We start from the raw sequence: 26,479 nt of genomic DNA on the forward strand, positions 1-26,479 counted from the left end.
ACCTTTTCAGTCAGTGCCTCCTGAAATTACCTTACCTTTGCTACCCCTGCTTTTAATAATTCGAATAACCCCGAACTTGCTTTTTGAGTAATTTCAGCCAAAGACATCTACACAAAATAAAACATGCTACAATCTGACAACCCGACCACGACCAAAGCCTGGAAAAAACTGGAAGCCCACTTTGCTGAGCTGCAGCACCAACACCTGCGCGACCTCTTCAAGGCCGATCCGCAACGCTTTGAGAAATTCTCTTTTGAAGTAGACGGCACGCTCTACGACTTCTCGAAAAACAGCATCACCGAAGAGACGCTGGATCTACTGACTGAACTGGCCGAGGATACAAAAGTACCGGCTGCCATCGAAAGCATGCTGCGCGGTGAGAAGATCAATGCCACTGAAGGACGCGCTGTGCTGCATACAGCCTTGCGCAATTTCACGGATCAGGAATTGATGGTAGACGGGGAGAATGTGCTGGAAGAAGTGCGGGATGTGCAGCGCCAGATGAAAGACTTTTGCGATCGCCTACACAATGGCTTGTGGACGGGCTATACCGGCAAAAAAGTGCAGCATGTGGTCAACATCGGCATTGGCGGTTCGCACCTGGGTCCGCAAATGGTGACCGAGGCGCTCAAAAAATACCAGAAGCCTAACATCGAAGTACATTTCATTTCGAACGTGGACGGCACTGATGCGGCAGAAGTGCTGAAAAAAGTTGATCCGGAAACGACGCTCTTTATCATCGCCTCTAAAACCTTCACCACCAAAGAAACCATCGCCAACGCCCACACCGCGCGCAGCTGGTTCCTGGAAACGGCCAAAGACGAGGTGCATGTGAGCAAGCATTTTGTGGCGCTCTCCACCAATACCGAGGCAGTTGCCAAGTTCGGCATCGCTCCGGAAAATACTTTCCGCTTTTGGGACTGGGTGGGCGGCCGCTTCTCGCTCTGGTCAGCCATTGGTCTTTCGATCGCCTGCGCCATTGGGTATGACAAATTCGAGGAACTGCTGCGCGGCGCTGAAGCCATGGACAAGCACCTGAAAAACACGCCCATGCGCCAGAACATACCGGTACTGATGGCACTTATGAGCGTGTGGTATACAAACTTCTTCGGGGCGCAGTCGCATGCGGTGCTGCCTTATGATCAATATTTACGCCTCTTGCCGGAGTATCTGCAGCAACTGCAAATGGAAAGCAACGGTAAGACCGCTATGCGCAACGGTAAGTATGTGAATTATCAGACCCAGCCAGTCATCTGGGGCGCGGCAGGCACCAACGCGCAGCATTCCTTCTTTCAGTTGATACACCAAGGTTCGGTCCTAATCCCTTCTGACTTTCTGGCCCCGGTGAACAGCCACAACCCGATCGGCGAGCACCACCCGATGCTACTTTCCAACTTCTTTGCCCAGACCGAGGCGCTGATGAAGGGAAAGACAGAAGAAGAAGTACGTGCCGAACTCGAGAAGAAAGGTATGGCGGGTGAAGAACTGGAGCAACTGGTGCCGCACAAGGTGTTCGAAGGCAACAAACCTTCCACCTCCATCATGTTCGATTTGCTAACGCCCTATACCTTGGGCAGTCTGATCGCGATGTACGAGCACAAGACCTTCGTGCAGGGTGTGATCTGGAACGTGTACAGCTTCGACCAATGGGGCGTGGAACTGGGCAAGCAACTGGCCGGCACCATTGAGGAAGAGCTGCTGCAGGACAAGCAGGCTGATCACGACAGCTCCACAGCCGGACTGATCAATTACTACAGACAAAAACGCAAATAGCGAAAACCTTGCGGCAGGGCTGCGTTTAAGGATGGTATCTATACCTTATGCAGCACCTATACCCTAAAACGGCGCTTCTGCTGCTTCTCACACTTTTGCTAAGCAGTTGCGCCGACGATAATTTTTACCAACAAGACGCTTTGGTACAGCCGGGAGAATATGAACTGCCCCCGGCTGGCACCGACAGCGTATGGGCCGTCGCAGGCCGGCACTATGACCGCAGCTGGTTTCATCGCCTATTCTGGGGCGACCACCACCGCGACAGCTGGACCACACCCGTTAAGCTTCCCATCTTTGATCTTGCCAAGGTGAACGGTGGCATGAAAGTATTGAAGAAGGGAGGTGGCTACCAGACGAGCAGCTTCCAGCTTCAGGATAGTCTTGGTCGCACCTACGCTTTCCGCTCCATCGACAAAGACCCGGTGCTCGTGCTGGCCAAATTCTGGCGTCCTACCTTCGTTACCAACATTCTGCGTGACCAGATTTCCTCTGCCAATCCCTACGGAGCGCTTATTATACCTGACTTGGCCCATGCGGCAGGCGTTTACCATACCTCTCCCACTCTTTATTATGTCCCGAAAAGCGACACAGCATTTGGGGAATATGCCGGGGCGGTGCAAGGCAAGGTATACATGCTTGAACAGAAGTTTGTCAGCATGGCCGACACACTGGGCATGTTTGGAAATGTTTCCGGATTTGTGGACTCCGAAGACGCTCTGCGCAGCCGATACGAAACCAACACGCACCACTTCGACCAGAAGGCTTTTGCCCGTGCCCGACTCCTGGATGTGCTCGTCGGTGACTGGGACCGCCATAAAGGGCAGTGGGACTGGGCGGCCTATGCAACGCAGACGGATACGACTTACAGGCCCATCCCCAAAGACCGGGACCAGGTTTTCCTGAAGATGAACGACGGCGCTATACCTGCTATCGCCACCAGCAAGCTTCTGGCACGCAAGTTCAACTCCTTCGGCCCGAAAATCAGGGATGTGAAAGCCCTGATGATCAATGCCCGGTTCATAGACGAGCGCCTGCTCCATGAACTGACCCGCGATGAATGGATAGCGATTGCCGAAGATATGCAGCAAAGACTGACAGATGAAGTGATTGAAAGGGCCGTGAAAAACCTGCCTCATCCTATCTATACCTTAAAAGGCGAAACAACCATCCAAAACCTGAAAAGCCGCCGCGACCAATTGCCTGTGGTGGCCGAAGAGATGTATGAAATCCTGGCCGGGGAGGTAACCATTGCCGGCACCGACCAAACGGATATTTTTCAGGTACGGCGGCTGGATGATGAACGCACTGAAGTGAAACTGATTCGACCAGCTCGTGCTGCCATACCTGAGAAAGTGCTTTATCAACGTGTGTTCTTGCGCAATGAAACCGAAAAGATCACCCTACACGGACTCAGTGGAGACGATCAGTTTCTGATTGAGGGGGATGTAGCCGATGGTATACTGGTGGAGGTATATGGCGGCCTTGGAGAAGACGAGATCACTGACAAATCCGCTGTCAAGGGCTGGCGTAAAATGACCCACATCTACGACACCGAGCGCGGCAACGAAATCGACTTCGGTACCGAAGCCAAAGACCTCACCACCCGCGACGTAAAGGTGCATGCCTATGACAGGGAGGGAAACTGATTTAAGTTAGAAAGTTTAGAAGTTAAAAAGGTAGAAAGTAGAATTTATAACACTCTCAACTTTTTAACTTCCGACCTTTTTAAATTTTTAACTCTTCAGGCTTTTCTCCAGCATCTTCAACACGAAATTTTCCATGTTGCTAAGGTGTTCGATCTTCGATTTGGTGGGATCGTGTTTTTTAAGGTAGTTGATCAATTTGTCTTCGCGGAAGAGGTTTACAACTTCGGGGTGAATGTAATATTTGCTGCAAACGGTTGGGGTGTTACCCAGGCCTCTGGCTACTTCTTTCACGGCCTCTTTTATACCTTTCTCCTTGTCAATTTCCGGGCTCTCGTCGATCACGCGCTCCAAACATTCCACCATGCGCACGGTGCCACCCCAGGTCCTGAAATCCTTCGCTGTGAAATCATACTCCGTCACTTCGCGCAGGTACTCGTTCACGTCGCCTGACTCCAGCGTCTGCCGCTCGCCGTCCTCGTCGTAGTACTGGAACAGATCGTAGCCAGGTATATCCTTACATTTCTTTACGAGCTGGGCCAGTCGACGGTCTTTCAGGTCTATCTTCTGCTCCACCCCCTTTTTGCCCACAAACGAAAAGGTCACCGTACTGCCATTAAAAGACACGTGCCGGTCGCGGAGCGTGGTAAGTCCGTAGGACTTATTTGACTTGGCGTAGGCGCGGTTGCCGATCCGGATCAGGGCATTGTCCATGATCGACACCACCAGCGCCGTCACTTTGCGTTTGTCAAGCTCCCGCGACTGGATGTCTTTCTGAATACGCTCTCGCAGGGCGGGCAGCGACTTCCCGAAGGCGATCATGCGGCCGAACTTGGTCAGATTGCGGGCCTTTTGCCACTCGGGGTGATATAGGTACTGCTTACGACCTTTGGCGTCGCGGCCGGTGGCTTGCAGGTGTCCCTTGGCAGTTTTTGCGATCCATACCTCGGTCCAGGCAGGCGGGATCACGAGTTTGTTGATACGATCGAGCGTCTTTTCGTCCGTCACCTTCTCCCCTTTCTGGTCGTGGTAGTGGAAGCCTTTTCCGGCTTTCTTCCGGGTGATGCCCGGCTTTTCGTCCGAGGTATAGCGCAGACCAGCCCACTCTGCTGAGAGTGCCGGATCTTTATGTAAGTTATGCAGTTCTTCTTTCGTCATCTGTTGAGGCATTAGGCGCCCCCTGCCATAATACTACGATGGTCTTCAAAAGTTATTCGGGAGGTAAGCGGGTATGGACATTGGGTTATACCTGCTCAACAATTACCGCTATATTTGTTCCCGGAAAAAAGACAAACGCATGACCATTCATAAGCAAATCTCATACCTCTATGCCTTCTTTGGCGTGTTTCTGCTGGGCTGTGGCATAGTGGCCGTAGATATAGCCGGCGAGCAAGCCCAGACCGCGCTCATCACAGGTATAGCCGGCGGTCTGCTGGCCCTCACGGCTGGGCACTTCCTGAACCGCCGCCAGCGCTGGGGCTTTCTGCTGGGTACGGCCGAGGCCGGCCTGCTTACATTGCTCTTAGGGTGGCGCTCAGGCACCTATTTTATCCGCCTGCTCGAGATGGTGCAGGAGGCGCCGGAGCCGAACTCCACCCAGACGGCAGGTATGGCTTTTTTGCTAACCACGGCCATGCTGGTAGTGGCTCTTTTGACCCTAGCTGTATCGGTTATGTTCGCTAAACAAGTGTTTGCCGAAACAAAATAGGCGTTCGTCTATATTTTCTTATAGCATTAAACCATTATGTGTTATATTGGTCTTAACAAAAGACCAATCGTTCACCTAAACAAATTTTTATGCTTCAGAAAATCGGTTTGAGCATCGTGCTAACGGCCAGTGTGGTCAATGCAGCCGAGGCGCAGACAAAACTCGTGGAAAAGGTAACCAAGAAAGGCGATGAGCTGGTTATACCTTACGAAAAATACAAACTGGCCAATGGCCTCACCCTGATCGTGCACGAAGATCACTCTGATCCGGTTGTGCACGTGGACGTTACCTACCACGTGGGCTCGGCCCGCGAAGAAGTGGGTAAGTCTGGCTTCGCGCACTTCTTTGAGCACATGATGTTCCAGGGCTCCGACAACGTGGCCGACGAAGAGCATTTCAAAATCGTGTCGGATGCAGGTGGTACGCTGAATGGTACTACCAACCGCGACCGCACCAACTACTTCGAAACCGTGCCAAGCAACCAACTGGAAACAGCGCTTTGGCTGGAGGCTGACCGCATGGGCTTCCTGCTGGATGCCGTAACCCAGAAGAAATTCGAAGTGCAGCGCGAAACCGTGAAGAACGAGCGTGGCCAGAACTACGACAACCGCCCTTACGGTCTGGTATACGAGAAGACTTCTCAGAACCTCTACCCTTACGGTCACCCGTACTCCTGGACTACCATTGGTTACATCGAGGACCTGAACCGCGTGAACGTGGACGACCTGAAGAACTTCTTCCTCCGCTGGTACGGTCCGAACAACGCCACTGTAACAGTAGGTGGTGATGTAAACCCGGCGGAAGTAGTAAAGCTGGTGGAGAAATATTTCGGTTCAATCCCTACCGGCCCTGCCGTACAGGACATGAAGCCAATGGTCGCTTCGCTTACTGCTGACCGTTATGTTTCTTACGAAGATAACGTGCGTTTCCCAATGCTGCGCGTAACGTATCCGGTGCCTGAGGCTGGTCACAAAGATGAGCACGCGTTGGACGTTTTGGCTGAGATCCTGGGACAGGGACGTAACTCTATCTTTTACAAAAACTTCGTGAAAGAGCAGAAAGCCCTGCAGGCTTCTGCCATGAACTCTACCTCAGAATTGGCTGGTGAATTCGGTATCTCCATCATGGCGTTCCCGAACAGCACCCTGGCGCAAATGGAGGAACTGATGCGCAAGTCCATTGCTGAGTTTGAAACACGCGGCGTGACTGACGAAGACCTGCAGCGCTACAAGGCTTCTGCTGAGTCGAGCCTGATCAACCGCATGGCGAGCGTGAGTGGCAAAGTATCGCAGCTCGCTGCATACGAAACCTTCCGCAATAACCCGAACTACCTGCAGGAGGAAATCCGTCGCATCAATGCGCTGACCAAAGCAGACGTGATGCGTGTGTACAACCAGTACATCAAAGGCAAGCCGGCCGTTATCCTGAGCGTAGTGCCTAAGGGCAAGCCGGAGATGGTGGCCAAAGCCGACAACTACACCGTTGACACCAAGGTATCGGTAGCACAACCGCAGGACTACAGCGGCCTGAGCTATACCAAGGCTGTTGACACGTTCGACCGCAGCAAGCGCCCGGTAGCTGGTCAGGCTAAGGCGGTGAGCGTACCGAACTTCTATACTGCCAAGTTCAAGAATGGCATGAAGGTGATCGGCACCAAGTCGGACGAAATCCCAACCGTAACGCTGCAGCTGACTATACCTGGCGGACACCGTTTACTGGCCAGCAACCCGGGCAAAGCAGGTATCGCTTCGCTGACAGCTTCACTGATGAACGAGGACACCGAGAACTACACTTCGGAAGCCTTCACAAGCGAGCTCGACAAACTGGGTAGCTCGATCCGCATTGGTTCCGGTACGGAAGACACCTACATCACGGTGCAAGCGCTGAAAAAGAACCTGGACAAGACATTGGTACTGCTCGAAGAGCGCCTGTTCCGTCCGAAGTTTGCGCAGGACGACTTTGAGCGTCTGAAGAAGCAGCAGCTGGAAGGTATAGCCAACCAGTCGACACAGCCAACGGCTATTGCCAGCAGCGTGTACAACAAACTGCTTTATGGCGATAACCACATCATGGCTATACCTACTTCAGGTACAACAGAGTCGGTTACCAGCATCACACTGGACGATGTGAAGCAATTCTATGCCAACAACTACACGCCTACCGGCGCTGAGTTGGTGGTAGTAGGTGACATCAACGAAAAAGAGATCATCGGTAAACTCGGCTTCCTGAAAAACTGGAAAAAGAAGAATGTAACTGTGCCTGCTGATGTGAAGGCTCCTGCCATCGCCTCTACTAAGATCTACTTTGTGGACAAGCCAGACGCAGCACAATCTGAGATCAGAATCGGTTACGTGGCCCTCCCTTACGACGCGACCGGTGAGTATTACAAAACGTCGTTGATGAACTTCGTATTGGGTGGTGCCTTCAACAGCCGCATCAACCTGAACCTGCGTGAAGACAAAGGCTATACCTACGGTGCCCGTTCAGGCTTTGGTGGCAGCCGCTTTGCTGGTCCTTACACGGCTTCTGCCGGTGTGCGTGCCGATGCTACAGCCGCTTCGGTTGTGGAATTCATGAAAGAGATCAACGATTTCAGAACCAAAGGCATCACAGAAGATGAATTGCAGTTCATGAAGAACTCGATCGGTCAGTCAGATGCCCGCCAGTACGAGACGCCTGCTCAAAAGGCGAACTTCCTGGGCCGCATCCTGCGCTACGACCTGAAGAAGGACTACGTGAGCAAGCAGACCCAGATCCTGAACAACATGACGAAGCAGGAGATCGATGCGCTGGCAGCCAAGCACCTGCCTGCTGACAAGATGCACATCGTGGTAGTGGGCGACAAGAAGACCGTGTTGCCTGAGCTGCAGAAGCTGAACTACGAATTGGTGGAGCTGGATACCAACGGCAACCCCGTAGGTACCTCATCCGTAAAATAATCCATACTACACTTGAAAAAAAGCCCCTGAAATTCAGGGGCTTTTTTATTTGCACTATTTTCTGCGCTATACCTGTCCACAATGCTTCCAACCATGGGTATTTTTAATCCGTAAGGGCATACTAAAATCTGATCGCGCAAGTTCTAAGCATTTGCAGGGGGCTGTTTTTCCGGCTTATACCTGTGCAGCGCTTAAACCCATTTTACCACTCTTAACCAAATGAAGAAACATATCAAGCTTACCGCACCCTGGTTGCTCGTCTTTGCCAGCGTGTTTTTCATGAGCAGTTGTAAAGACAACGAAGGTGTCATTTTCTCCATTCAGGACGACATCCGGCTGGGAGAGCAGGTGTCGCAGCAGGTAGACTCCACCTTTCGCGCACAGGGCAAGCTGCTGGAACAAAACTCCTCCAATGCAAATGTGCAGAAAGCCTATACCCACCTTGACCGCATTGTGAACCGCGTGCTTAACTCCGGTGAGATCAAATACAGAAACGAATTTGTCTGGACAGTGAAGATCATCGACGACCGCGAAACCCTCAACGCTTTTGCCGCACCAGGCGGGCACATTTATGTGTATACCGGCCTGATGAAGTTTCTGGACGACGAAGACCATTTTGCCGGCGTGCTGGCCCATGAAATAGCGCACGCCGACAAACGCCACAGCGTACAGCAGCTCCAGCGCGACTATGGTATAGCGTTGCTACTATCCGTGGCGCTTGGTAACAATGCTGGCACACTGCAGCAGATTGCCGCTCAGCTGGCCGGTACGCTGGCCGGTCTGCGCTTCAGCCGTGGTGCCGAGACGGAGGCCGATAATGCCTCGGTGGTATACCTGGATGGCACTAATTATTATGCCTGTGACGGTGCGGCCGGCTTTTTCGTGAAGCTCAATGCGCAGGCGCAAAGCAGCAACCCGCCTGAGTTCCTGAGCACGCACCCAAACCCGGAGAACCGCGTCGAGAACATACAGCAGCAGGCTAACCAGCGTGGCTGCGCCACAGACGGGGCCGCCAATACCGACTTCAACGAACTGAAAAAAAGCCTGAACTTGTAACACGCAAAGGTCTGTCGCGAGGCAGGCCTTTCTGTTTCACTCCTGTACCTGCAGACGATGAAAAAAATAAAGAACACGGCCACCAAAGCCGTCCTGAAAGCGGAAGAGAAGTTTGATACCCTGACCTTTAACCTGCGTCGCAAGCTCAACATGTTTGGCCCGCTGCACATCATGGCCTACCGCAGCTACGGCACCCCCTCCCGATTATATGTGAAAGGGCGCGTGCTGGTCGACAAGGGCATCACAGTGTCGGAGGAAAATGATTCCTTGTGGGAGAACATCCTGAACATGTACAAGCGCTTCAACAGCCGGGAGATTCCGGGAGCCCGTGTGGAGCTCTGCCTGGGAGATCAGAAGCACGAAATCACGACTGATGTAGAAGGATACTTTGTGCTGAACCTCGCTCCAGAGAGGCCCTTGGTGCTCGACGACATCTGGCACACCATTGATATCACGCTGGCAGAATCGCCGGTTGAAGTGGAGGGTCCGGTGAAGGCGCAGGCGCATGTGCTCGTTCCTCCTCCCGATGCCGAGTATGGCATCATCAGCGACATTGATGATACCGTGGTGCGGACCGGCGCCACCAGCCTGTTGCAGACAGGCCGAAACGTACTGCTCAACAATGCGCATTCCCGCATCCCTTTCCATGGGGTTTCCTCCTTCTACAAGTCCCTGCAGCTAGGACGAAACGGCAAGCGCAACAACCCGTTTTTTTACGTTTCGAGCAGCCCCTGGAACACGTACGACTTGCTTTACCACTTTCTGGAACTGAACGAGATACCGCAGGGTCCGCTCCTGCTCCGGGATTTCGGCATAGACGAGAGCAAACTCGGCTCCTCGGACCACATGAGCCACAAGTACAAAGAGATCGAGAACATTCTGATCACTTATCCCGAGCTCAAGTTCATATTGATAGGCGACAGTGGACAGCAGGATGCCGAGATTTACGCTGAAGTCGTGCGCAAGCATCCGGGCCGTGTGTTGGCCATCTACATCCGGGATGTGAACATCGAAAAGCACACCACCAAAGTGGTCAAGATATTCGACGAGTTTAAGGACAACAAAGAAGTGGAGATGGTGTTGGTAAAACAAACCCTGGAGGCCGCTGAACACGCTGCCAAATGCGGTTACATCTTCACCGAAGAAATTCCGGAAATTGCCCGTGAGACGGAGGTGGACGCCGAGGGAGATGAATAGAAGTTGAGAAGTTAAAAATGTAGAAAGTTAGAAAGTGATCGCCTTGAGATAACCAACTTTATAACTTTTTAACTTCTCACCTTTTTAACTCAACTAGAATGGTCCGCTACGATCTTCCAGCCCTCCGGGAAGCGTTTGAGGATGATGGAGAAGTGGCCTTGCAGATCACCTAGTTCGGCTTCGCGTTGCAGGTGCCATTTGCCTACGACCAGCATGTGGTCTGAGGACAGGTGACGAAACTCTTTCAGGTCAAAGGTCAGTTGGCCCATGGCTGCTGGATCGGGGTAGCTTTTGCGGTAGTTGTCGAGGGTCTTTTGCCAGCCGTAGGTCAGGCCGCTTTTGCCTACAAACAGCAATGAGTCCGACTTCCAGTAATCCTGCATAAAGCAGTCGAGGTTGCCCTGGCTCCAGCAAGTTGACTGTGCGGCCAGCATGTCGCGCACCTGCGCTTCTGCGGCGGCTGTGTCGTGCGTGGCAGGAGTATTGGTGGCGAGCTCCACCTGTTTTTCTTCTTGTTGCTTGCAGGCCGTAAGCGACAAGCCTATACCTAAGGCCACCGCACCAATAAACTTATTTCTTTTCATCTTTTGTGGGAAGTATGGTTTTGATATAAGTGGTTCCACCCAGTCGGCCCATGGCGCGGGCTATACGCCGCTGCCTGCCCATCACGTAAGCCGATGGCCTTTCAGCAGAATAGCGAATTGGGTTGGGGAGCACTGCCGCCAAGCGGGCTGCCTCCTGCCGTCCTACTTGTGCAGCCGGTTTCTTAAAGTATTTCTGCGAAGCAGCCTCCACGCCAAACACTCCGTCCCCCATCTCTGCAATGTTCAGGTATACCTCCAGAATCCGCTGCTTGCCCCAGAGCAATTCGATCAGAAACGTAAAGTAGGCCTCCACCCCTTTGCGCAGGTAACTACGGCCATGCCACAAAAATACGTTTTTGGCCACCTGCTGACTGATGGTACTGCCTCCCCGGATATTTTTCCCTTTCTGATTGCGCTTAAAGGCATCCGCAATAGCATTGAAATCGAAGCCGCTGTGCTCCAGGAAAAGCTGGTCCTCAGACGCCACCACGGCCAGCGGCAACTGCTCCGACATCTCCTCCAAAGAAACAAACTTATACCTGATCGAAGGGTCATCCTTATCTGCCGCTCCGGCTTCGGCGCGGCGCTTCACCATATGCAGCGTAGCGGGCGGAGCCACCCAGCGGTATACCAATACCCACAGCACACTCAGGAGCACGAGGCTCAGCAAAAGCTTGGTGACGATCAGCCTGATCTCACGGAAGCCCAGCCGTTTTTTCTTCATCTAAAGCGGTTGAAAATAAGTGCGCAAAGCTAATTGTTTTGGCTCATATTGCAACAAATGCGGTCCGACTGAATTGTTATACTTAACACGGCTCCGGACATACCCGTATTCTGTATACAAAACCGGAACTTGCCTGTTATAAAGCTAAAGAGAACACCCATGCAAAAGTACTTACCTTTATTTCCTTTGAATATCGTGGTATTTCCGGGCGAGAAACTGAACCTGCATATTTTCGAGCCTCGCTACAAACAGCTGGTTTACGACTGCATCGAAAGTGGCGGCACATTCGGTATTCCCACCTACATTAACAACGGCGTGGGCCTATACGGCACCGAGATCAAGCTGCTGCAGGTCGAGAAGAAATATGAGAATGGCGAGATGGACATCCGTACGCAAGGTATCGGCATTTTTAAAATAGTGGAATTTGACAAACAGGCGCCGGGCAGGCTGTATGCGGGCGGCCAGGTAGAGGAAGTGGAGAACCTGGAGGACGAAGACATTGTGACGAAGGAACAGATACGCGAGAAACTTCGCGAACTGTATACGGCCCTAGGTATAAGCAACATCTTTCTGGACCTGCCCGAGAACTTCACCTCCTACGACGTTGGCCATCACTTAGGGCTTAATACCGAGCAGGAGTATACCTTGCTGCAATGCAACAGCGAGGCCATGCGCCAGGAGATGATTCTGCAGCATCTTCAGCAGGTACTGCCCATCGTAGCCGAAACTGAAAAACTCAAGGAGCGCGTCAAGCTCAATGGTCATTTCAAAAACCTCACACCACCCAATTTCTGATGCTCCTATACCTGCTGCTTATACCTGCCGTACTGTTTCTGGTGTTTGGGCTGTTCAGCTACTGGCAGGAGCTCAAATACCGTAAAAAACCCTTTTACAAACTCTCAGATGTGGGCTGGCGCAAATGCCTGCCCAAACCGGAGGCACGGCTGGTACACAGCATCGCCTTTATGGGCGATGTGGGCTACGTAGCAACCGACGGTTCTGACCCTGTGATGAAGCTATTGCAGGAATGGCAGGAAAGTATAGGGCCAGACGGCAGCATCCTGTTTCTGGGAGATAACCTCTACCCGGTCGGCTTGCCCCCCGAAACACACCGTCACTACCCCGCTGCCAAGGAGCGGTTCGATTTTCTGCTCCAGCAAATGGGCGCCTATGCAGGACGCAAGATTTTCCTGAGCGGCAACCACGACTGGAACAAGGGTCGCAAGAATGGGCTGGAATATATGCTGCGGCAGGAAAAATACGTAGTCGACACCCTGCAGGACGAAGACAGCTACCTGCCCCGCCACGGCTGTCCTGGTCCGGAAGCCATACAGCTGGCCGAAGGGCTGCTGCTTATTATCATCAATACGCAGTGGTGGGTACAGCGCGGTGAAAAGCCGATGGGTATGAACCAGGGTTGCCCGTATGACCACATCGAGGAATTCTTTTTGCGCCTGAACCAGCTCCTGCGCCGGAACCAGCACCAGCGTATTGTAGTGGCCGCCCACCACCCGCTCTACAGCAATGCCCTGCATGGGGGCAAATTCACGATCAAGCAGCACATTTTTCCGCTCACAGCCGCACACAAGCGCTTTTATGTACCGTTGCCTATTTTCGGTTCGCTCTACCCGTTTTACCGCAAGCTGTTTGGAGCCTATGAAGACATGTCGCACCGCAAGTACCGAAAGATGCGCAAACGGCTGCTTCGCATCTTCCATCAGTACAGCAACATTGTGTATGTAGCGGGGCACGACCACAACCTGCAACACTTCGAGGTGCGTGACAATCATTACATCGTGAGCGGATCAGGCAGCAAAACCTCTTTTGTGAAAAAAGGCGGCAAGGCCACCTTTACGCTAGAGCAGCGGGGTTTCTTTGTGCTCAACTACTACGACACCGGCGAGGTATGGATAGAGGCGCTGGCCGCCGCAGAAGCAGAAGACATTCCAAAGCCTGGCGCCGTCGTGTTCAGGAAAGAGCTTAGCCCGGTCCTGCAACCGAAGAAGCAGGAGCAGCAGGTATAGCAGGCTGTTTAGCCCTCTTCAGGTATAGGCAGGATGACTTTCAGGCTTCTGGGGTGCATCGTCACTTTTATCTCCTCTCCCAGCTCAACTGGTTCCCCGTCAATATGGGCCACTTCGCGGTCGATGTTGTAAACCGTAGCCTTGCGGCAGCTGATGCGACGGCTATAAATAGAGCCATCGATGTTGTCGGTATACATGCGCACCAGCAGAACTGGCGCGGCGGCTTTCGGGAAGGGCTCGATCAGGCAGATCTCAAAGCGGCCGTCGTTCATAATGCCGCTGGGGTTGATGGCGGCATTGCTCCCAAAGGCGTTAGCGTTGGCGATGGTCACCATAAAAGCCTCACCCTCAAAATTCTCCGTATCGGTCTCGATGCGGTAAAACTTCGATTCGTAATTGATGTACTCCTGCAGGGCGATCCAGGCATAGGCACCCGGTCCGCGCTTCTCCCCTTCGCTAAAACGCTTCACAACCAAGGCATTGAAACCAAGATCGCTGAGGTGGATCGATGGTCGTCCGTTCAGGTCGATAGTGTCGATGTTGCGCACCACATGCTCGTGGATCAGCTGCAGGGCCTCCTCGGTGTCCTGTGGTATACCCAGGTCTTTCGAAAGGCCATTTCCCGAACCCAGTGGTATAATGCCCAACGGTATTGAAGTGCCGATTAGCAATGCGCCGACCATACTGACCGTGCCATCTCCCCCTACTGCAAAAACAGCATCATATTTATCTTTCCCCAAGTGCGCCTTTACCTGCTCCGGGTCCTGCTTGCCTGTCGTGCGGTAAATGGTGCAGTTCAGTTGATGCTCGGCGCACACTGTCTTTATTTCATCTTCCAGCTCTTCTTTGTCGATGTCGCCCGCTATGGGGTTGATGACAAAGAGCAGATTACGGAGCTTATTTTCTTCTTGCATATGCAGTCGTGGTGTCATTTTTTTTAAATGGCCGCAGATTATTCTACTAAACCGGCTGGCAGACCGTTCGGGTACTCTTGTTGGATGGCCCGCTCAATCTCTGCGATCCGGTTACCCGGGTTAGGGTGTGTCTGGGCGAACTCTGGACCACTGCTGCCGCCACTGGCTTCTTCCAGAATGCGCATCACCTCGATCATGGCCCTTGGGTCATAGCCTGCTTCGCCTGTTAGCCGCACTGCCAGCCTGTCTGATTCCAATTCGTCCTCCCGGCCATAGCGCATGTTCATCAGTTTGCCGATCATGGCGGCGGCCACAGCGCCCGTCCGGGAGGCGGGGTTGTCCGGGTCATAAGTGGCAATGGCAGCGGCTCCGGTCAGACCTTGCGTGAGCTTGGCCTTGGCCAGTTGCTGGGCAGAGTGCCGCCCCACAACATGCCCAATCTCATGGCCTAGCACACCGGCCAGCTGCGCTTCGGAACCCAGACGGCGAAGCAGACCCGCTGTGATGAAGATCTGTCCACCCGGCAGGGCGAAGGCGTTGACCGTCTGCTCGTCGGCCAATAGATGAAAATCAAACTTATAAGGTGTTTCGCCGACGCGGGTACTCTGGACCAGCCGCTGCCCGATGGCGTTGACCTCGGCCCTCGCCTGCTCGTCTGGATGCAGGCCGCCGTACTGCGAAGCCATCTGGGGAGCTGTCTGCAACCCAAGGGCAATTTCCTGCTCTACGGTCATGTCCACGTGCTGCATCTGGCCCGTGAATTCGTTTTCCTGCCTGTTGCACCAGTACGTGACCAACGATACCGCCGCAATCAGCAAAGCGGCGATAAATTTCATGATTCCTCTCATGCTATGCTATATCTGCTTGATTCTGAATGTTTGACTCGCTTATACATCCACACTTGAAAATGAGCTTTCTAAGTGGCTGGATGGGCCGCTTCAGCATATACTTCAATTGTACTAGAAAGTATACGTAGGCGCCATGAAAATAATGTAGGATGCTGACCGGAAACGGACTGAGAATTCATAAATAGCTACCCTATTTTATATGAATTTCGTAATACAAGAAATTGCTGCAAAAACAGCTTCAAACTAAACTGATAATTATGAATATGAAAAGAACATTCGGTGCCATTCTGACCATATTAGGTATAGTCGGCATCATCTGGGGCGCTTATGCCTTCGTTATGGGAGGCGACGGTGCAGCCATCGGCAAGTACACAGCCGTCGTGCCATTTATCGTCGGGCTGATCTTCTTCTTTGCAGGCATCAACCTGGTAAAGACCACAAAAGACCAGACCTGATTGGAAAGGTTAAAAAAACAAAAAAGCCACGCCGTAAACGGTGTGGCTTTTTTGTGTCATTCTAAATTCGGCTATGCTTGTATCGACTCTATACCCTGAAGTGCGGCAAAGCCTTCAACGGCTCTTTCGGTGTTCAGGTAGTCAGAAGTATAAGTTTTATCTGCGCTGTGGATGTACAGCACTGTATTGTTCTTGATCAGTTCGATCACGTCGCCGGAAATGGCTCTAGGCACCGCCGGGCAACCCAGGCTGCGGCCCAGCCGACCGTACTGCTTCACAAAATCGTCGCTTACATAATCGGCACCATGCAACACGATGGCACGCTCCATTGCTTTGGAGTTAAACTTCTCGTCCATACCTGAGAGGCGGAGCGACAGACCATGCTTCCCATAGTAAGTCTTATCGGTGAGGTAGAATCCCATGCTACTCATATTAGAGTTGGGCTCGTTTGAGAACTTCTCTGCTTTCACATTGCCTGTGTTGCGGCCATGTGCTACCAGGTTATTGTAAAGTACTTTACCTTCCTCCAGATCGATAACCCACATACGCTTCAGGTTGCTAGGCTTTGTGAAATCGACTACGGTCAAGATCTGCTTGTCGGTAGCTGTCAGGGCATCCTGCTTAAAGTTATGGTAACCGGTATAAGCCCGCTCAAACACGCTGAAAGACAGCCCGGCTTTTTGTAAGCCTACACGGTTGTATACCTCCTGCACATGCTCGTCGAAGGCGAGTTTTTTCTCAGCAAAGGAAAGATTGGCAAGTGAAGAAGCTGTCAGAACAGTCTCGGCAGTACGTCCCGCTCTATCAGATTCGTCAGGTCGGGCGCCGCCAGGTGTGGCAATCAGCAGGAAACTCAGGGCAAAAGAGGTAACAATAGCTCTTATCATAGGGTTATTATTCTTATCAGGTTTTACGCAATTACTGTACTAACAGGAAAAAACACAAAGATTGTTCCCTTAAAAGATGTTTATGTCCAATTGCAGACCTTCTTCCAACATCTGTGAGCTTATGTATAAGTAAACGTCTGTATACCTGAAGCTTAGTATACCAGGCCGGAAATTTTTGAGGGTGTTAACAAACCTTCGCTTTATAAATTAGGACAATTACTTGTATGCCAAAGCCGGAAGCTGCAATTTTGAGGGAAGAGAACAGCACATGAAAACCTACCCCTTCTATACCCTTCTACTGATCATCCTGATGGGCTGCTCCGATCCTGCCCGCATAGCAGGCTTCGACAGCGAAAAATGGCAAAAAGATAAGAAAGGATGCCTTGGAGAGCGAAGCACCATGGTCAATGACTTCGAGTCAGTCCGCCGCGAGTTGTATGGGCTTCCAGAATCGGATGTAAAGGACATTTTGGGCAAACCTGACGCGGAGCAGCTGATGCGCCGGGGTCAGCGTGTTTTCATCTACTACTTTGAGCCCGGCTCGCACTGTAACGAACGAAACAAGCTATCTAACGCCAACCGGGCTGAAGTGCGCTTCAATGCCCTCAACAAGGTAAGTGAAATCACATACCTGCGACCTATACCTGCCTCCAGATAAAGTAAAAAGCCCGCTATCAGGCGGGCTTCTATAATTACTATCTCTAAATAACTATTCCTCTTCTTTCCCTGTCAAAAAATTGACGTACTGCCGCCCTTCCAGTTCCAGGAACTGCTTCAGCTGTTTTTCATTCAGGATGCCGGCCATTACTTTGTCCGTCTTTAATTGTATCTCTCTGTAAGTGCGCTGCAACTCAATCGGGTCGTTCACTTTCAGCTCAGCGTCCGACATTAGTTGGTAACGTTCTTCATGAAGCAGCTCTACCTGCATCATCTGCTCTTCGCTCAGATTCAGTTCGCGCTTCATTTCCAGGATCGCCATTTGGGGGCCACTCAGGCTGATAGCCAATACTTTTTTGTCCAGATCATCGTCTTTCTCAGTCAGCCGCTGTGCCTGTGCTGTGCTGGTGGTTAATCCAAGTATGATTAAAAAAGGTAAAATTCTTTTCATGGTATTCGGGTATTATGCTGCCAAACGGCTATGCTAAAGTTATATAGTGTTATGAACGGAATTACAAAAGTTTGGTTCTGGCTGCAAACACACAATTTTTAGATTTTTCTCATAGAGTCAACTTACCCCTTTTAACTATGAATAGTAATATTTAAAAATAATTTTAAATTATAAAAATAACTTGTATTCAAATTTACCTATATCGTAACCATGCCCCTCTGGAAGAGTATACAAAAGCAAAGGATCGAAATAGTATTTTTAACAGTGGCTTTCGGCTTCGCTACGGCGTTTCCCTCCCTACAAAGTGAAAAAAGAATGAAAACTAAATTTTATAATCCCAGTCTGCTAGAGGTTAATTTTGCAAAGGCACTTCAAGACATGGCGCAGCAACTCGAGGACAGGCTTGATTCCGGCAAAGTAATCAATATCACGCCCATACATAATACCGACAACCCGATGGTTATTTATAAGCTAAAAGATGAGGAAGGTGATCTACATGAGGTAGTTGTACAAATCATACAGCGGCCAGACAACCTGGTAAGCTGATCTGGCAGTAAAATCCAAAAAGAGAGGCCGTCCGGGAAATCCCGGACGGCCTCTCTTTTTATAATATCAGGCGTTAGCAGTATGATCAGGGACTGCCCGGCACTTTGTGGTCAGGCCGCTTGAACCATTGCATGGCGATGAACGAGACCATAAAGCCCGATATCACGCCTTCCAGCATCAGCACTATAAAGACTACGACGCCGGGTGTAATGGCCAGCCGCTCTCCCACGAACTGGTTTCCGGAAAGCACCTTTAACAAGCTGTCGTCGAAGGCCTTGATGTATACCACCATAAAGGCGGCGAAAATTGCTGTGGCTAGTACTGAAGTGATGATACCCACTCCCAGACCTTCAAAGTAACCCAGGTTGCCCTGCCGTATGATCTTAAGAGCCCTAATGGACATCGTAACTCCAATCGCCATGATCACACCATTCAGGAAACGCAATTCGATAATGTGCGCCAGCCCGAAGAGCTTCATGAGCAGAAAGTAACCAATCAATGCAATTGCCGTGAACAGGCCGTATTTAAGGCCAATTTTTTCCATAACGGGTGCTTCAGGTGTTCTTAATCAGGTTTGTTTAATCTGACGTTAAAAGTGCTTGCAATAGCTTAGATACGCTCTGGGATGGTATGGTCTGCCCGCTTAAACCACTGCATGGCTACGAAGGCAATCAGGAAACCCGGGATGGTACCGTAAATGATCGTCAGCACGAAGAACGAGAGGACGGACAAACTCAGTGGGAAAAGTGAACTCGTCTGCAGTGCGGCCAGGTATGCGGTGTCGAACAGGGTGAGGTAGAAAACCATAAAGAGCGCCAGAATGGTAGAAGACACCACACCAGTGGTAGCACCGATGGCCAAACCTTGAAAATAATTGATGTTTCCTCCTTTAGCCTTCTTAAATTGCGAAATAGCCACTGTTATACCTATGATCAGGAAAATCGCACTCAAAAACGAGAGCTCTACTCTATTCTGCAGGTTCAGCAGACGCATGATCAGGAAATAGATGATGTGCGCTATACCTACGAAAATACCATATTTCATTGATACCTTTTGATATGTGATTCTTGAAAGTGCCATATGAATACTATTTTGTTAAGAGTCCTTAGATTTTAAAAATGAACAGATTAGTTGCACGATTGGTTATAAAAAAGAGCTTACCGTATACTAAGCTCCCCAAAGCAGGTGCAATCTGCCGTATATAATTAAATCAATATACTAGAGAAGGTGGCGTGGCGTTGTGATTTGAGCCATAAATTTTTCGGGCCACATGCCGAAGCGCTTCATTTCAAAGCAATTAACTTACCCGCTGCACGCCCTTAGGCTATTGGTTTACAGCAATTTGAAAAAAAGACGGTTTTTATTTCGTAATTTTGCACCGCAATCGTTTCATACACTCATTTTTTAGCTATCTATGATCAGCACCAACAATGTAAGCCTGTCTTATGGCAAGCGTACCCTGTTTGAAGACGTTACCATCAAATTCCTTCCCGGCAACTGCTACGGCCTGATCGGGGCCAACGGTGCTGGCAAGTCCACCTTCCTGAAAATACTCTCTGGCGAGATTGAGCCGAACACCGGCTCCGTGGAGATACCGGCCAACGCCCGCCTGGCCGTACTGAAGCAGAACCACTTCGAGTACGACGAGTCGCCGGTGTTGCAGACTGTGATCATGGGCCACAAACGACTGTATGACATCATGCAGGAGAAAGACGCGATCTATGCCAAGGCAGACTTTACGGATGCTGACGGCGAACGCGCTGCTGAACTGGAAGGCGAGTTTGCTGACCTGGAGGGCTGGAACGCAGAGTATGAAGCGGCTGAACTCCTGAGCGGCCTTGGCATCAGCGAAGACCTGCACTACTCGCTTATGAAAGATTTGAGTGGTAGCGAGAAAGTTCGTGTGCTCCTCGCCCAGGCCCTTTTCGGTAACCCCGACATCCTGCTGCTCGATGAACCGACCAACCACTTGGACGCTGAGTCGATCATGTGGCTGGAGAACTTCCTCGATAATTTCCAAAACACCGTTATTGTAGTGTCACACGACCGTCACTTCCTCGACGCGGTGTGTACGCACGTAGCCGACATTGACTTTGGCAAGATCAAGATGTTTGCCGGTAACTATAGCTTCTGGTATCAGTCGAGCCAGCTGGCATTGAAACAGCGTGCCGATGCCAACAAAAAAACAGAAGACAAGCGCAAGGAACTCGAAGAATTCATCCGACGCTTCAGCGCCAACGCTTCCAAGTCGAAGCAGGCGACTTCCCGCGCCAAGTTGCTCGAGAAATTGACGGTGGAAGACATTCAGCCTTCTTCACGCAAGTACCCATACATCGCCTTTAAACCGGAGCGCGAAGCCGGTAACCAGATCCTGAACGTGGAGAACCTGAGCAAGTCGATCGACGGACAGCCTATTTTCACGGACATCTCGTTCATGGTGGACAAAGGCGACAAGATTGCAGTGATCGGTCGTAACGATATTGCCGCTTCTACTTTCTTCAAGATCCTGTTCAACGAAGAGCAGCCTGATTCAGGCGAGTTCAAGTGGGGCACTACCATCACGGCTTCCTTCTTCCCGAAAGATAACCAGGAGTTCTTCGCTACGGACCTGAACCTGGTGGATTGGCTGCGCCAGTACTCTGTAGAGAAAGACGAGAGCTTTATCCGCGGCTTCCTGGGCCGTATGCTGTTCTCAGGCGAGGAGTCGCTGAAGAAGGCCAATGTGTTGTCAGGTGGTGAGAAAGTGCGCTGCATGTTCTCCCGCATGATGCTGCATTCCGGCAACGTGCTGGTGTTCGACGAGCCAACCAACCACCTGGACTTGGAGTCGATCACGGCGCTCAACAACTCCCTCCGCGACTTCGACGGCACGATCCTCTTCTCTTCGCACGATTTACAGTTTGTAGACACGATTGCAAACCGCATCATCGAGCTCACGCCGGGCGGCATCATCGACAAGCGCATGGGTTACGAGGAGTACCTATCGGACGAAAACATCAAAGAGCTGCGCAAGAAAATGTATGCCACAGCCAAGGTATAGCGTATATACCAGCGACAACCTGTAAACGAACACGTTATGCTGCGACGCTATCGCTCTAAATTACTGGTACTAACCCTGTGCTGCCTTCTGGGCAGCACAGCGGCCATGGCCCAAGTGGAACCTGACACCGTGAAGCGCAAACGCGAACTGCCCACTCGGCCAACGGTAGAGCCGCAGCAACGGCAGCCCCGCGCGACACAACCCCAGCCACAACCAGAGGTGATCCGCCCGCAGGTGGTGCGCCCGGGCGAGGAAGCGCCGCAGGCACTGATTGACCGCATGTTCTGGGGTGGCAGCTTTGGTTTGCAGTTTGGCACCTACACCAACATTTCCTTATTGCCTATGGTGGGCTATCGGGCCACCGAAACGTTCTGGCTAGGTATAGGTGGTGTGTACCATTACCGGAGCTTTAGAGGAGAGCGCATGCACAACTACGGTGGGCGTGTTTTCGCACAGCAGCAGGTCTTCGAGAATTTCCTGATTCACGCCGAGTTTGAGCAGCTGAGTGTGGAACTCCCGCTGATGAATTACAACACAGGCGTGTATGAGTTCAAGAAGCGCTTTGTAGGTATACCGATGGCTGGCCTCGGCTACAGACAGCAGATTGGCGAGCGGGGAGCGGCCGACATCTTGTTGCTTTACAATTTCAACGACTCCTATGCCTCGCCCTATTCTAATCCGATTATTAGAGCGGGCTTTAGCTTTCCATTCAGGAAATAGCTCTTGACACTTGAGTATAAACGAAAAAAGGCTGCAAATCTCTTTGCAGCCTTTTTTGTTTTTAAAGTAACTGTTTTAGCCCCGTATGAGTCGTAGCAGTACCACGATCACGGCGATCACCAGTAAGATGTGAATCAATCCGCCTACGGCATCAGGAAACCCAAGGAATCCGATCAGCCAAAAGATAACCAGCACAACGGCTATGATATACAATAAATTTCCCATAGTTTTAAATATTTTGATTTCGAAAATATAGTCTGTTACCCTATCTAACGTAGTTCCGCTATATAGGTTAAGCGCCTCGTATTAGTCGCAGCAGCACTGCGATAACAGCCAGCACCAAAAGAACGTGGATGATTCCACCTACGGCATCAGGGAACCCAAGGAACCCGATCAGCCAAAAGATCACTAGCACGACGGCTATGATGTACAATAAATTTCCCATAGTTTTTTAGTTTTAATTTCTCCTTTTCAATGCGCTGAAAGCAAAACCGTCTGTCAGGCTTTCAAAACAGACCGGCTGATCTGCTTTGCATTTTTTTGTTTTAAGCTTTTTACGAGCCCTATACTTTAAAGGATGTATATAATCGCATTATTTTGTATACTTTGATCGAATATCGCAAAAATCCGTTATTGCAACATAAACAAAACAAGCCCTTAGCCATTTGATAATCAGGCAAAACAAATCTTATTTCAAAATGAAAATTGCCTTCCATAATTTTGTATAGAATATTAACTATACCTGGTAACACAAAGGTATACCATAGCAGCATACCGCCACCTGCAATTGAATTATTACAAGAGAAAAGTTTTTAAAACCGATGTTTGTCTGATTTCTGTTAGTTTTGTAATGGAATTTTAAAACACGCATATCACTATGAAGAAAATAGCAGTTATTGGTTCGGGTACGATGGGTAACGGAATCGCCCATGTGTTTGCCCAAAATGGATTCCCTGTATCCTTAGTCGATATTTCAGAAGAGGCACTCAACAAGGCGCTCGCAACCATTACGAAAAACCTCGATCGCATCATCGCCAAAGGCAATCTCACGGAAGAGCAGAAAAACCAGACCCTCGACCGTATCACCACTTTTACCGACATGCAACAGGGTGTGCAGGAAGCTGACCTGGTGGTAGAAGCGGCTACCGAGAACGTAGACCTGAAACTGAAGATCTTCAGAGACCTCGATGCCTTCGCTAAACCAGAGGCAATTCTGGCCAGTAACACGTCCTCTATCTCTATCACCAAAATCGCTTCGGTAACCAACCGGCCGGACAAAGTGATCGGCATGCACTTCATGAACCCGGTGCCGGTGATGAAACTGGTCGAGATCATTCGCGGCTACTCTACATCCGATGAAGTGACCAGCCAGGTAATGGACATGTCGCTGCAGTTGGGCAAAGTGCCGACCGAGTGCAACGACTACCCGGGCTTTGTGGCCAACCGTATTTTGATGCCAATGATCAACGAGGCCATCTACTCCTTATATGAAGGTGTGGCCGGTGTGGAAGAGATCGATACGATCATGAAGCTAGGTATGGCGCACCCGATGGGACCGCTGCAACTCGCCGATTTTATTGGCTTGGATGTTTGCCTTTCGATCCTGAACGTGCTACACGACGGATTTAGCAATCCGAAGTACGCTCCGTGCCCGCTGCTGGTAAACATGGTGCAGGCAGGCCACAAAGGCGTTAAGTCCGGACAGGGCTTCTACTCCTGGACGCACGGCACAAAAGAACTCGTTGTGGCGGATCGATTTAAGAAAAGACATTTTGTTCAATAAAGATGGCGCAGAACTTTAATGTGGTTGGCTGGTTCGAGATACCGGTAACCGATATGCCTCGGGCTATCCGCTTCTACGAAACTTTGTTCGGCTATACCTTGCATTACCAAACCATGGGCGACGAGGAAATGGCCTGGTTTCCCTGGACTGAAGAAGGTCCGGGTGCCTCCGGCTCACTCGTAAAGCACGAAGAGAAATACAAGCCCTCTGTCGATGGAGCAGTAGTCTACTTCTCCTCCCCGACCGGTGACTTGGCCAACGAGCTGACCCGAGTGGAAAAAGCAGGTGGCAAAATACTGCAGGACAAAACCCTGATAGCAGAAGCCATCGGTTTCATGGCCCTGATCCTCGACACCGAAGGCAACCGCATTGCCCTGCATTCCAGGGGTTAGAATAGATCTTAGATACAGGTATAGCGCCAAGGTATAGATTATACCTTAAAAACAGAAAATCCCCTGCCGATCGATCAGCAGGGGATTTTCCGTTAAATGATGCTGTGTAAATAGACTAAACAGCTACAGCGTTCTCGCGCAGTGCGTCGTTCAGCGAGGTTTTGAGATCGGTGCTTTCCTTGCGTTGCCCAATGATCAGGGCGCATGGCACCTGGAATTCGCCTGCCGGGAACTTCTTGGTATAGGAACCAGGTATAACAACAGCGCGCGGCGGCACATAGCCTCTGTACTCCTTCGGCTCGCTTCCTGTCACGTCGATGATCTTGGAACTGCCCGTGATCGTCACGCCTGCACCGATCACCGCTTCTTTGCCGATGCGGCAACCTTCTACCAGAATGCTGCGCGAACCGATAAAGGCTCCGTCCTCAATAATTGTAGGTGCTGCTTGTACCGGCTCGAGCACGCCACCCAGCCCAACACCACCGCTCAGGTGCACATGCTTGCCCACCTGCGCACAGCTACCCACAGTTGCCCAGGTATCCACCATCGTTCCTTCATCCACATAGGCGCCAATGTTCACATAAGACGGCATCATGATCACGCCTTTAGAAAGGTAGGCACCATAGCGGGCCACCGCGTGTGGCACGACGCGCACGCCCAGCTCGGCATAGTTTGTTTTGAGGGCTATCTTGTCATGAAATTCAAAAGGACCCACCTCAATTGTCTTCATGGCCTGAATCGGAAAATACATCAGCACCGCCTTCTTCACCCACTCATTCACCTGCCAGTCGTCGCCGGCAGGCTCTGCCACACGCAAGCGACCCTTGTCGAGCTCTTCAATCACGGCACGAATCGCCTCAATCGTATTCTGTTCCTTCAGCAAGTCACGGTTTTCCCAAGCCTGCTCTATTATCTGCTGTAATGCCATGCTAATTTTCGTTTTTTGAGAATCAAAGCGTAAAAGTATTAAATTTAGGCGATGTCTGAAAAGAGAATCCTGCTGGCTTCACTGCTAAAGCCCATAACCGACACCCGGCTCTACGAAAAGCTGGGCATCTCGCTTAGCAAAATTCCCGGTGCCAGCATTCACATAGCAGGCTACGAAGCGCCTATACCTTCGGGGGCACCGGCTAGCGTGCACTTCCACCCGATCTTCCGATTCCAAAGGCTCAGCCTTGGTCGACTGTTTGCTCAGCGCGACTACTTCCGCTTACTCCAACGTATCAGGCCTCAACTGGTGATTGTCAGCACACACGAACTGCTCTTGCCCACACTGCTATACCAAACCAGGTATAGCGGCGTGCGGATCGTGTATGATATACAAGAAAACTATAGTCTGAACTTACGAGCGCAGCATAATTATAGCCGGCCTTTAAAGCATTTGCTAGCAGCTACAGTGCGTGGCATCGAAAGATTATCGGCTGGCAGCATCGATCATTTTTTACTGGCTGAGCGCAGCTATGCGGACGAGATTCCCTTTTTGGGGGGCCGCTATACCTTCGTGGAGAACAAGTACAAAGCAAACCAACAGCAATCCTTCATCTCAATACCTGTTCACCTGCCTGCAACCGACCCGCTGCGCCTACTTTACAGCGGCACCATAGCGGAGGAGTACGGTGTTTGGGAGGCAATTGAACTGGCCAAACAGCTGCAGACTGTGAGACCCGACACAAAACTGACCATCATCGGCTACTGCGCCAATAGCCATACCTTAACTCAACTACGAAAGATTTGTGAGCCGCTCCCCTTCGTAGATTTGATAGGAGGCGGCAAACTGGTTCCACATCAAAGCATTTTGCAGCAAATACAAGAGAGCCACATTGGCCTGCTACCCTACCGGCCCAATGCCAGCACCTTCCGCTGTATCCCCACCAAACTCTACGAATACATGGCCCACGCGCTGCCGATCCTGATCCAGGAAAACCCTTTGTGGCAAGGTATAGTAGAGGGAAACGATGCCGGTCGATCCATCAACTTCAGCCAACTAAACACAGCGGCACTTTACGAAGATCTGAGCACCAGCAGCTTCTACAATGAAGGTATACCTGAGTCCATTTACTGGGAAAGCGAGGAGGAGGAATTACTAAAAGCGATCATGTCCCTACTGGCACAGGTATAGACTGCATAAAAAATATTTT

At 51.0% G+C, this 26,479-nt stretch carries 28 protein-coding genes; 16 read left to right on the forward strand and 12 right to left on the reverse strand.

The window, feature by feature from the left end; genetic code table 11:
- Window positions 1-123: 123 nt before the first annotated feature.
- Both pgi and B0B12_RS04970 read left to right on the forward strand, forming a co-directional pair.
- Complete coding sequence (pgi, locus tag B0B12_RS04965) at window positions 124-1,773, forward strand: glucose-6-phosphate isomerase (protein ID WP_076666353.1); 1,650 nt, start codon at window positions 124-126, stop codon at window positions 1,771-1,773.
- A gap of 47 nt (window positions 1,774-1,820) precedes the next feature.
- Window positions 1,821-3,419, forward strand: coding sequence for a hypothetical protein (locus B0B12_RS04970; RefSeq protein ID WP_076666354.1), 1,599 nt, complete (start codon window positions 1,821-1,823; stop codon window positions 3,417-3,419).
- A gap of 87 nt (window positions 3,420-3,506) precedes the next feature.
- Here B0B12_RS04970 and B0B12_RS04975 read toward each other — a convergent pair whose 3' ends face one another.
- Window positions 3,507-4,574 (reverse strand): DNA topoisomerase IB, encoded by a 1,068-nt coding sequence (locus B0B12_RS04975; protein ID WP_083704082.1) that lies wholly within the window; start codon window positions 4,572-4,574, stop codon window positions 3,507-3,509.
- A 73-nt stretch (window positions 4,575-4,647) separates the two neighbouring features.
- Between B0B12_RS04975 and B0B12_RS04980 the strand changes: the two genes are divergently transcribed.
- The 4 genes from B0B12_RS04980 (at window position 4,648) to B0B12_RS04995 (ending at window position 10,316) form a co-directional block, all read left to right on the forward strand.
- On the forward strand, window positions 4,648-5,124 hold the full coding sequence (locus B0B12_RS04980; RefSeq protein WP_244554597.1) for a hypothetical protein: 477 nt from the start codon (window positions 4,648-4,650) through the stop codon (window positions 5,122-5,124).
- Window positions 5,125-5,213: 89 nt separating this feature from the next.
- Window positions 5,214-8,063, forward strand: coding sequence for a M16 family metallopeptidase (locus B0B12_RS04985; RefSeq protein ID WP_076666356.1), 2,850 nt, complete (start codon window positions 5,214-5,216; stop codon window positions 8,061-8,063).
- A gap of 219 nt (window positions 8,064-8,282) precedes the next feature.
- A complete protein-coding gene (locus B0B12_RS04990; protein ID WP_076666357.1) occupies window positions 8,283-9,119 on the forward strand; it encodes a M48 family metalloprotease in 837 nt (278 codons plus the stop codon).
- A 57-nt stretch (window positions 9,120-9,176) separates the two neighbouring features.
- Window positions 9,177-10,316 carry an App1 family protein phosphatidate phosphatase gene (locus B0B12_RS04995; protein WP_076666358.1) on the forward strand — a complete coding sequence of 380 codons (1,140 nt, stop codon included), beginning with the start codon at window positions 9,177-9,179 and terminating at the stop codon, window positions 10,314-10,316.
- An 89-nt stretch (window positions 10,317-10,405) separates the two neighbouring features.
- Here B0B12_RS04995 and B0B12_RS05000 read toward each other — a convergent pair whose 3' ends face one another.
- Both B0B12_RS05000 and mtgA read right to left on the reverse strand, forming a co-directional pair.
- Window positions 10,406-10,900 (reverse strand): YybH family protein, encoded by a 495-nt coding sequence (locus tag B0B12_RS05000; RefSeq protein ID WP_076666359.1) that lies wholly within the window; start codon window positions 10,898-10,900, stop codon window positions 10,406-10,408.
- Window positions 10,887-11,624 carry a monofunctional biosynthetic peptidoglycan transglycosylase gene (mtgA, locus tag B0B12_RS05005; protein WP_076666360.1) on the reverse strand — a complete coding sequence of 246 codons (738 nt, stop codon included), beginning with the start codon at window positions 11,622-11,624 and terminating at the stop codon, window positions 10,887-10,889. The genes B0B12_RS05000 and mtgA overlap by 14 nt, the downstream gene beginning before the upstream one ends.
- A 159-nt stretch (window positions 11,625-11,783) precedes the next feature.
- On the opposite strand from mtgA, the gene B0B12_RS05010 reads away from it, so the two are divergent.
- On the forward strand, window positions 11,784-12,419 hold the full coding sequence (locus B0B12_RS05010) for an LON peptidase substrate-binding domain-containing protein (protein WP_076666361.1): 636 nt from the start codon (window positions 11,784-11,786) through the stop codon (window positions 12,417-12,419).
- On the forward strand, window positions 12,419-13,648 hold the full coding sequence (locus tag B0B12_RS05015; RefSeq protein ID WP_076666362.1) for a metallophosphoesterase family protein: 1,230 nt from the start codon (window positions 12,419-12,421) through the stop codon (window positions 13,646-13,648). The genes B0B12_RS05010 and B0B12_RS05015 overlap by 1 nt, the downstream gene beginning before the upstream one ends.
- Before the next feature lie 8 nt (window positions 13,649-13,656).
- Here the strand turns inward: B0B12_RS05015 and B0B12_RS05020 are convergent, their stop codons facing one another.
- Together B0B12_RS05020 and B0B12_RS05025 are read right to left on the reverse strand one after the other, a co-directional pair.
- Window positions 13,657-14,562 (reverse strand): diacylglycerol/lipid kinase family protein, encoded by a 906-nt coding sequence (locus tag B0B12_RS05020; RefSeq protein ID WP_076666363.1) that lies wholly within the window; start codon window positions 14,560-14,562, stop codon window positions 13,657-13,659.
- A 38-nt stretch (window positions 14,563-14,600) separates the two neighbouring features.
- On the reverse strand, window positions 14,601-15,398 hold the full coding sequence (locus B0B12_RS05025; protein WP_244554598.1) for a M48 family metalloprotease: 798 nt from the start codon (window positions 15,396-15,398) through the stop codon (window positions 14,601-14,603).
- Window positions 15,399-15,673: 275 nt separating this feature from the next.
- On the opposite strand from B0B12_RS05025, the gene B0B12_RS05030 reads away from it, so the two are divergent.
- Window positions 15,674-15,865 (forward strand): hypothetical protein, encoded by a 192-nt coding sequence (locus B0B12_RS05030; RefSeq protein ID WP_244554599.1) that lies wholly within the window; start codon window positions 15,674-15,676, stop codon window positions 15,863-15,865.
- Window positions 15,866-15,936: 71 nt separating this feature from the next.
- On the opposite strand, the gene B0B12_RS05035 is transcribed toward B0B12_RS05030, so the two are convergent.
- A complete protein-coding gene (locus B0B12_RS05035; RefSeq protein WP_076666366.1) occupies window positions 15,937-16,752 on the reverse strand; it encodes a murein L,D-transpeptidase catalytic domain family protein in 816 nt (271 codons plus the stop codon).
- Between the two features lie 268 nt (window positions 16,753-17,020).
- On the opposite strand from B0B12_RS05035, the gene B0B12_RS05040 reads away from it, so the two are divergent.
- The gene (locus B0B12_RS05040) at window positions 17,021-17,410 is read left to right on the forward strand and encodes a hypothetical protein (RefSeq protein ID WP_076667685.1); all 390 of its coding nucleotides are present in this window, start codon (window positions 17,021-17,023) and stop codon (window positions 17,408-17,410) included.
- Window positions 17,411-17,461: 51 nt separating this feature from the next.
- On the opposite strand, the gene B0B12_RS05045 is transcribed toward B0B12_RS05040, so the two are convergent.
- Window positions 17,462-17,860 (reverse strand): hypothetical protein, encoded by a 399-nt coding sequence (locus B0B12_RS05045; protein WP_076666367.1) that lies wholly within the window; start codon window positions 17,858-17,860, stop codon window positions 17,462-17,464.
- A 210-nt stretch (window positions 17,861-18,070) separates the two neighbouring features.
- Here B0B12_RS05045 and B0B12_RS05050 point away from each other — a divergent pair, with 210 nt between their 5' ends.
- Window positions 18,071-18,406, forward strand: coding sequence for a hypothetical protein (locus B0B12_RS05050; protein WP_244554600.1), 336 nt, complete (start codon window positions 18,071-18,073; stop codon window positions 18,404-18,406).
- Between the two features lie 85 nt (window positions 18,407-18,491).
- Here the strand turns inward: B0B12_RS05050 and B0B12_RS05055 are convergent, their stop codons facing one another.
- Complete coding sequence (locus B0B12_RS05055; RefSeq protein ID WP_076666368.1) at window positions 18,492-18,950, reverse strand: DUF4199 domain-containing protein; 459 nt, start codon at window positions 18,948-18,950, stop codon at window positions 18,492-18,494.
- Window positions 18,951-19,015: 65 nt separating this feature from the next.
- Window positions 19,016-19,450: a DUF4199 domain-containing protein gene (locus B0B12_RS05060; RefSeq protein ID WP_244554601.1), complete on the reverse strand. Its 435-nt coding sequence runs from the start codon at window positions 19,448-19,450 to the stop codon at window positions 19,016-19,018.
- A gap of 370 nt (window positions 19,451-19,820) precedes the next feature.
- Here B0B12_RS05060 and B0B12_RS05065 point away from each other — a divergent pair, with 370 nt between their 5' ends.
- Both B0B12_RS05065 and B0B12_RS05070 read left to right on the forward strand, forming a co-directional pair.
- Window positions 19,821-21,446, forward strand: a complete 1,626-nt coding sequence (locus B0B12_RS05065) for an ABC-F family ATP-binding cassette domain-containing protein (protein WP_076666370.1) — start codon at window positions 19,821-19,823, stop codon at window positions 21,444-21,446.
- Between the two features lie 36 nt (window positions 21,447-21,482).
- Window positions 21,483-22,166: a hypothetical protein gene (locus B0B12_RS05070; protein ID WP_076666371.1), complete on the forward strand. Its 684-nt coding sequence runs from the start codon at window positions 21,483-21,485 to the stop codon at window positions 22,164-22,166.
- A gap of 75 nt (window positions 22,167-22,241) precedes the next feature.
- Here B0B12_RS05070 and B0B12_RS20075 read toward each other — a convergent pair whose 3' ends face one another.
- Together B0B12_RS20075 and B0B12_RS20080 are read right to left on the reverse strand one after the other, a co-directional pair.
- Window positions 22,242-22,391 (reverse strand): lmo0937 family membrane protein, encoded by a 150-nt coding sequence (locus tag B0B12_RS20075; protein WP_007660460.1) that lies wholly within the window; start codon window positions 22,389-22,391, stop codon window positions 22,242-22,244.
- A 67-nt stretch (window positions 22,392-22,458) separates the two neighbouring features.
- Window positions 22,459-22,611, reverse strand: a complete 153-nt coding sequence (locus tag B0B12_RS20080; RefSeq protein ID WP_007660459.1) for a lmo0937 family membrane protein — start codon at window positions 22,609-22,611, stop codon at window positions 22,459-22,461.
- A gap of 432 nt (window positions 22,612-23,043) precedes the next feature.
- On the opposite strand from B0B12_RS20080, the gene B0B12_RS05075 reads away from it, so the two are divergent.
- Window positions 23,044-23,949: a 3-hydroxybutyryl-CoA dehydrogenase gene (locus tag B0B12_RS05075; RefSeq protein WP_076666372.1), complete on the forward strand. Its 906-nt coding sequence runs from the start codon at window positions 23,044-23,046 to the stop codon at window positions 23,947-23,949.
- Between the two features lie 2 nt (window positions 23,950-23,951).
- Entirely contained in the window at window positions 23,952-24,341 is a 390-nt protein-coding gene (locus B0B12_RS05080; RefSeq protein ID WP_076666373.1) for a VOC family protein, read from the forward strand.
- Between the two features lie 115 nt (window positions 24,342-24,456).
- Here the strand turns inward: B0B12_RS05080 and B0B12_RS05085 are convergent, their stop codons facing one another.
- Entirely contained in the window at window positions 24,457-25,269 is an 813-nt protein-coding gene (locus B0B12_RS05085; protein ID WP_076666374.1) for a 2,3,4,5-tetrahydropyridine-2,6-dicarboxylate N-succinyltransferase, read from the reverse strand.
- A 51-nt stretch (window positions 25,270-25,320) separates the two neighbouring features.
- On the opposite strand from B0B12_RS05085, the gene B0B12_RS05090 reads away from it, so the two are divergent.
- Window positions 25,321-26,460, forward strand: coding sequence for a glycosyltransferase family protein (locus tag B0B12_RS05090; RefSeq protein WP_076666375.1), 1,140 nt, complete (start codon window positions 25,321-25,323; stop codon window positions 26,458-26,460).
- The last annotated feature ends 19 nt before the right edge of the window (window positions 26,461-26,479 follow it).

Origin of the sequence: Pontibacter indicus (assembly GCF_900156345.1) — a bacterium.
Classification (GTDB): Bacteria; Bacteroidota; Bacteroidia; order Cytophagales; family Hymenobacteraceae; genus Pontibacter; species Pontibacter indicus.

Coding starts and splice junctions, on each gene's coding strand:
- pgi (WP_076666353.1), top strand. CDS start 124: ATGCTACAATCTGACAACCCGACCACGACCAAAGCCTGGAAAAAACTG.
- B0B12_RS04970 (WP_076666354.1), top strand. CDS start 1,821: ATGCAGCACCTATACCCTAAAACGGCGCTTCTGCTGCTTCTCACACTT.
- B0B12_RS04975 (WP_083704082.1), bottom strand. CDS start 4,574: ATGACGAAAGAAGAACTGCATAACTTACATAAAGATCCGGCACTCTCA.
- B0B12_RS04980 (WP_244554597.1), top strand. CDS start 4,648: ATGGACATTGGGTTATACCTGCTCAACAATTACCGCTATATTTGTTCC.
- B0B12_RS04985 (WP_076666356.1), top strand. CDS start 5,214: ATGCTTCAGAAAATCGGTTTGAGCATCGTGCTAACGGCCAGTGTGGTC.
- B0B12_RS04990 (WP_076666357.1), top strand. CDS start 8,283: ATGAAGAAACATATCAAGCTTACCGCACCCTGGTTGCTCGTCTTTGCC.
- B0B12_RS04995 (WP_076666358.1), top strand. CDS start 9,177: ATGAAAAAAATAAAGAACACGGCCACCAAAGCCGTCCTGAAAGCGGAA.
- B0B12_RS05000 (WP_076666359.1), bottom strand. CDS start 10,900: ATGAAAAGAAATAAGTTTATTGGTGCGGTGGCCTTAGGTATAGGCTTG.
- mtgA (WP_076666360.1), bottom strand. CDS start 11,624: ATGAAGAAAAAACGGCTGGGCTTCCGTGAGATCAGGCTGATCGTCACC.
- B0B12_RS05010 (WP_076666361.1), top strand. CDS start 11,784: ATGCAAAAGTACTTACCTTTATTTCCTTTGAATATCGTGGTATTTCCG.
- B0B12_RS05015 (WP_076666362.1), top strand. CDS start 12,419: ATGCTCCTATACCTGCTGCTTATACCTGCCGTACTGTTTCTGGTGTTT.
- B0B12_RS05020 (WP_076666363.1), bottom strand. CDS start 14,562: ATGCAAGAAGAAAATAAGCTCCGTAATCTGCTCTTTGTCATCAACCCC.
- B0B12_RS05025 (WP_244554598.1), bottom strand. CDS start 15,398: ATGAAATTTATCGCCGCTTTGCTGATTGCGGCGGTATCGTTGGTCACG.
- B0B12_RS05030 (WP_244554599.1), top strand. CDS start 15,674: ATGAAAAGAACATTCGGTGCCATTCTGACCATATTAGGTATAGTCGGC.
- B0B12_RS05035 (WP_076666366.1), bottom strand. CDS start 16,752: ATGATAAGAGCTATTGTTACCTCTTTTGCCCTGAGTTTCCTGCTGATT.
- B0B12_RS05040 (WP_076667685.1), top strand. CDS start 17,021: ATGAAAACCTACCCCTTCTATACCCTTCTACTGATCATCCTGATGGGC.
- B0B12_RS05045 (WP_076666367.1), bottom strand. CDS start 17,860: ATGAAAAGAATTTTACCTTTTTTAATCATACTTGGATTAACCACCAGC.
- B0B12_RS05050 (WP_244554600.1), top strand. CDS start 18,071: ATGCCCCTCTGGAAGAGTATACAAAAGCAAAGGATCGAAATAGTATTT.
- B0B12_RS05055 (WP_076666368.1), bottom strand. CDS start 18,950: ATGGAAAAAATTGGCCTTAAATACGGCCTGTTCACGGCAATTGCATTG.
- B0B12_RS05060 (WP_244554601.1), bottom strand. CDS start 19,450: ATGAAATATGGTATTTTCGTAGGTATAGCGCACATCATCTATTTCCTG.
- B0B12_RS05065 (WP_076666370.1), top strand. CDS start 19,821: ATGATCAGCACCAACAATGTAAGCCTGTCTTATGGCAAGCGTACCCTG.
- B0B12_RS05070 (WP_076666371.1), top strand. CDS start 21,483: ATGCTGCGACGCTATCGCTCTAAATTACTGGTACTAACCCTGTGCTGC.
- B0B12_RS20075 (WP_007660460.1), bottom strand. CDS start 22,391: ATGGGAAATTTATTGTATATCATAGCCGTTGTGCTGGTTATCTTTTGG.
- B0B12_RS20080 (WP_007660459.1), bottom strand. CDS start 22,611: ATGGGAAATTTATTGTACATCATAGCCGTCGTGCTAGTGATCTTTTGG.
- B0B12_RS05075 (WP_076666372.1), top strand. CDS start 23,044: ATGAAGAAAATAGCAGTTATTGGTTCGGGTACGATGGGTAACGGAATC.
- B0B12_RS05080 (WP_076666373.1), top strand. CDS start 23,952: ATGGCGCAGAACTTTAATGTGGTTGGCTGGTTCGAGATACCGGTAACC.
- B0B12_RS05085 (WP_076666374.1), bottom strand. CDS start 25,269: ATGGCATTACAGCAGATAATAGAGCAGGCTTGGGAAAACCGTGACTTG.
- B0B12_RS05090 (WP_076666375.1), top strand. CDS start 25,321: ATGTCTGAAAAGAGAATCCTGCTGGCTTCACTGCTAAAGCCCATAACC.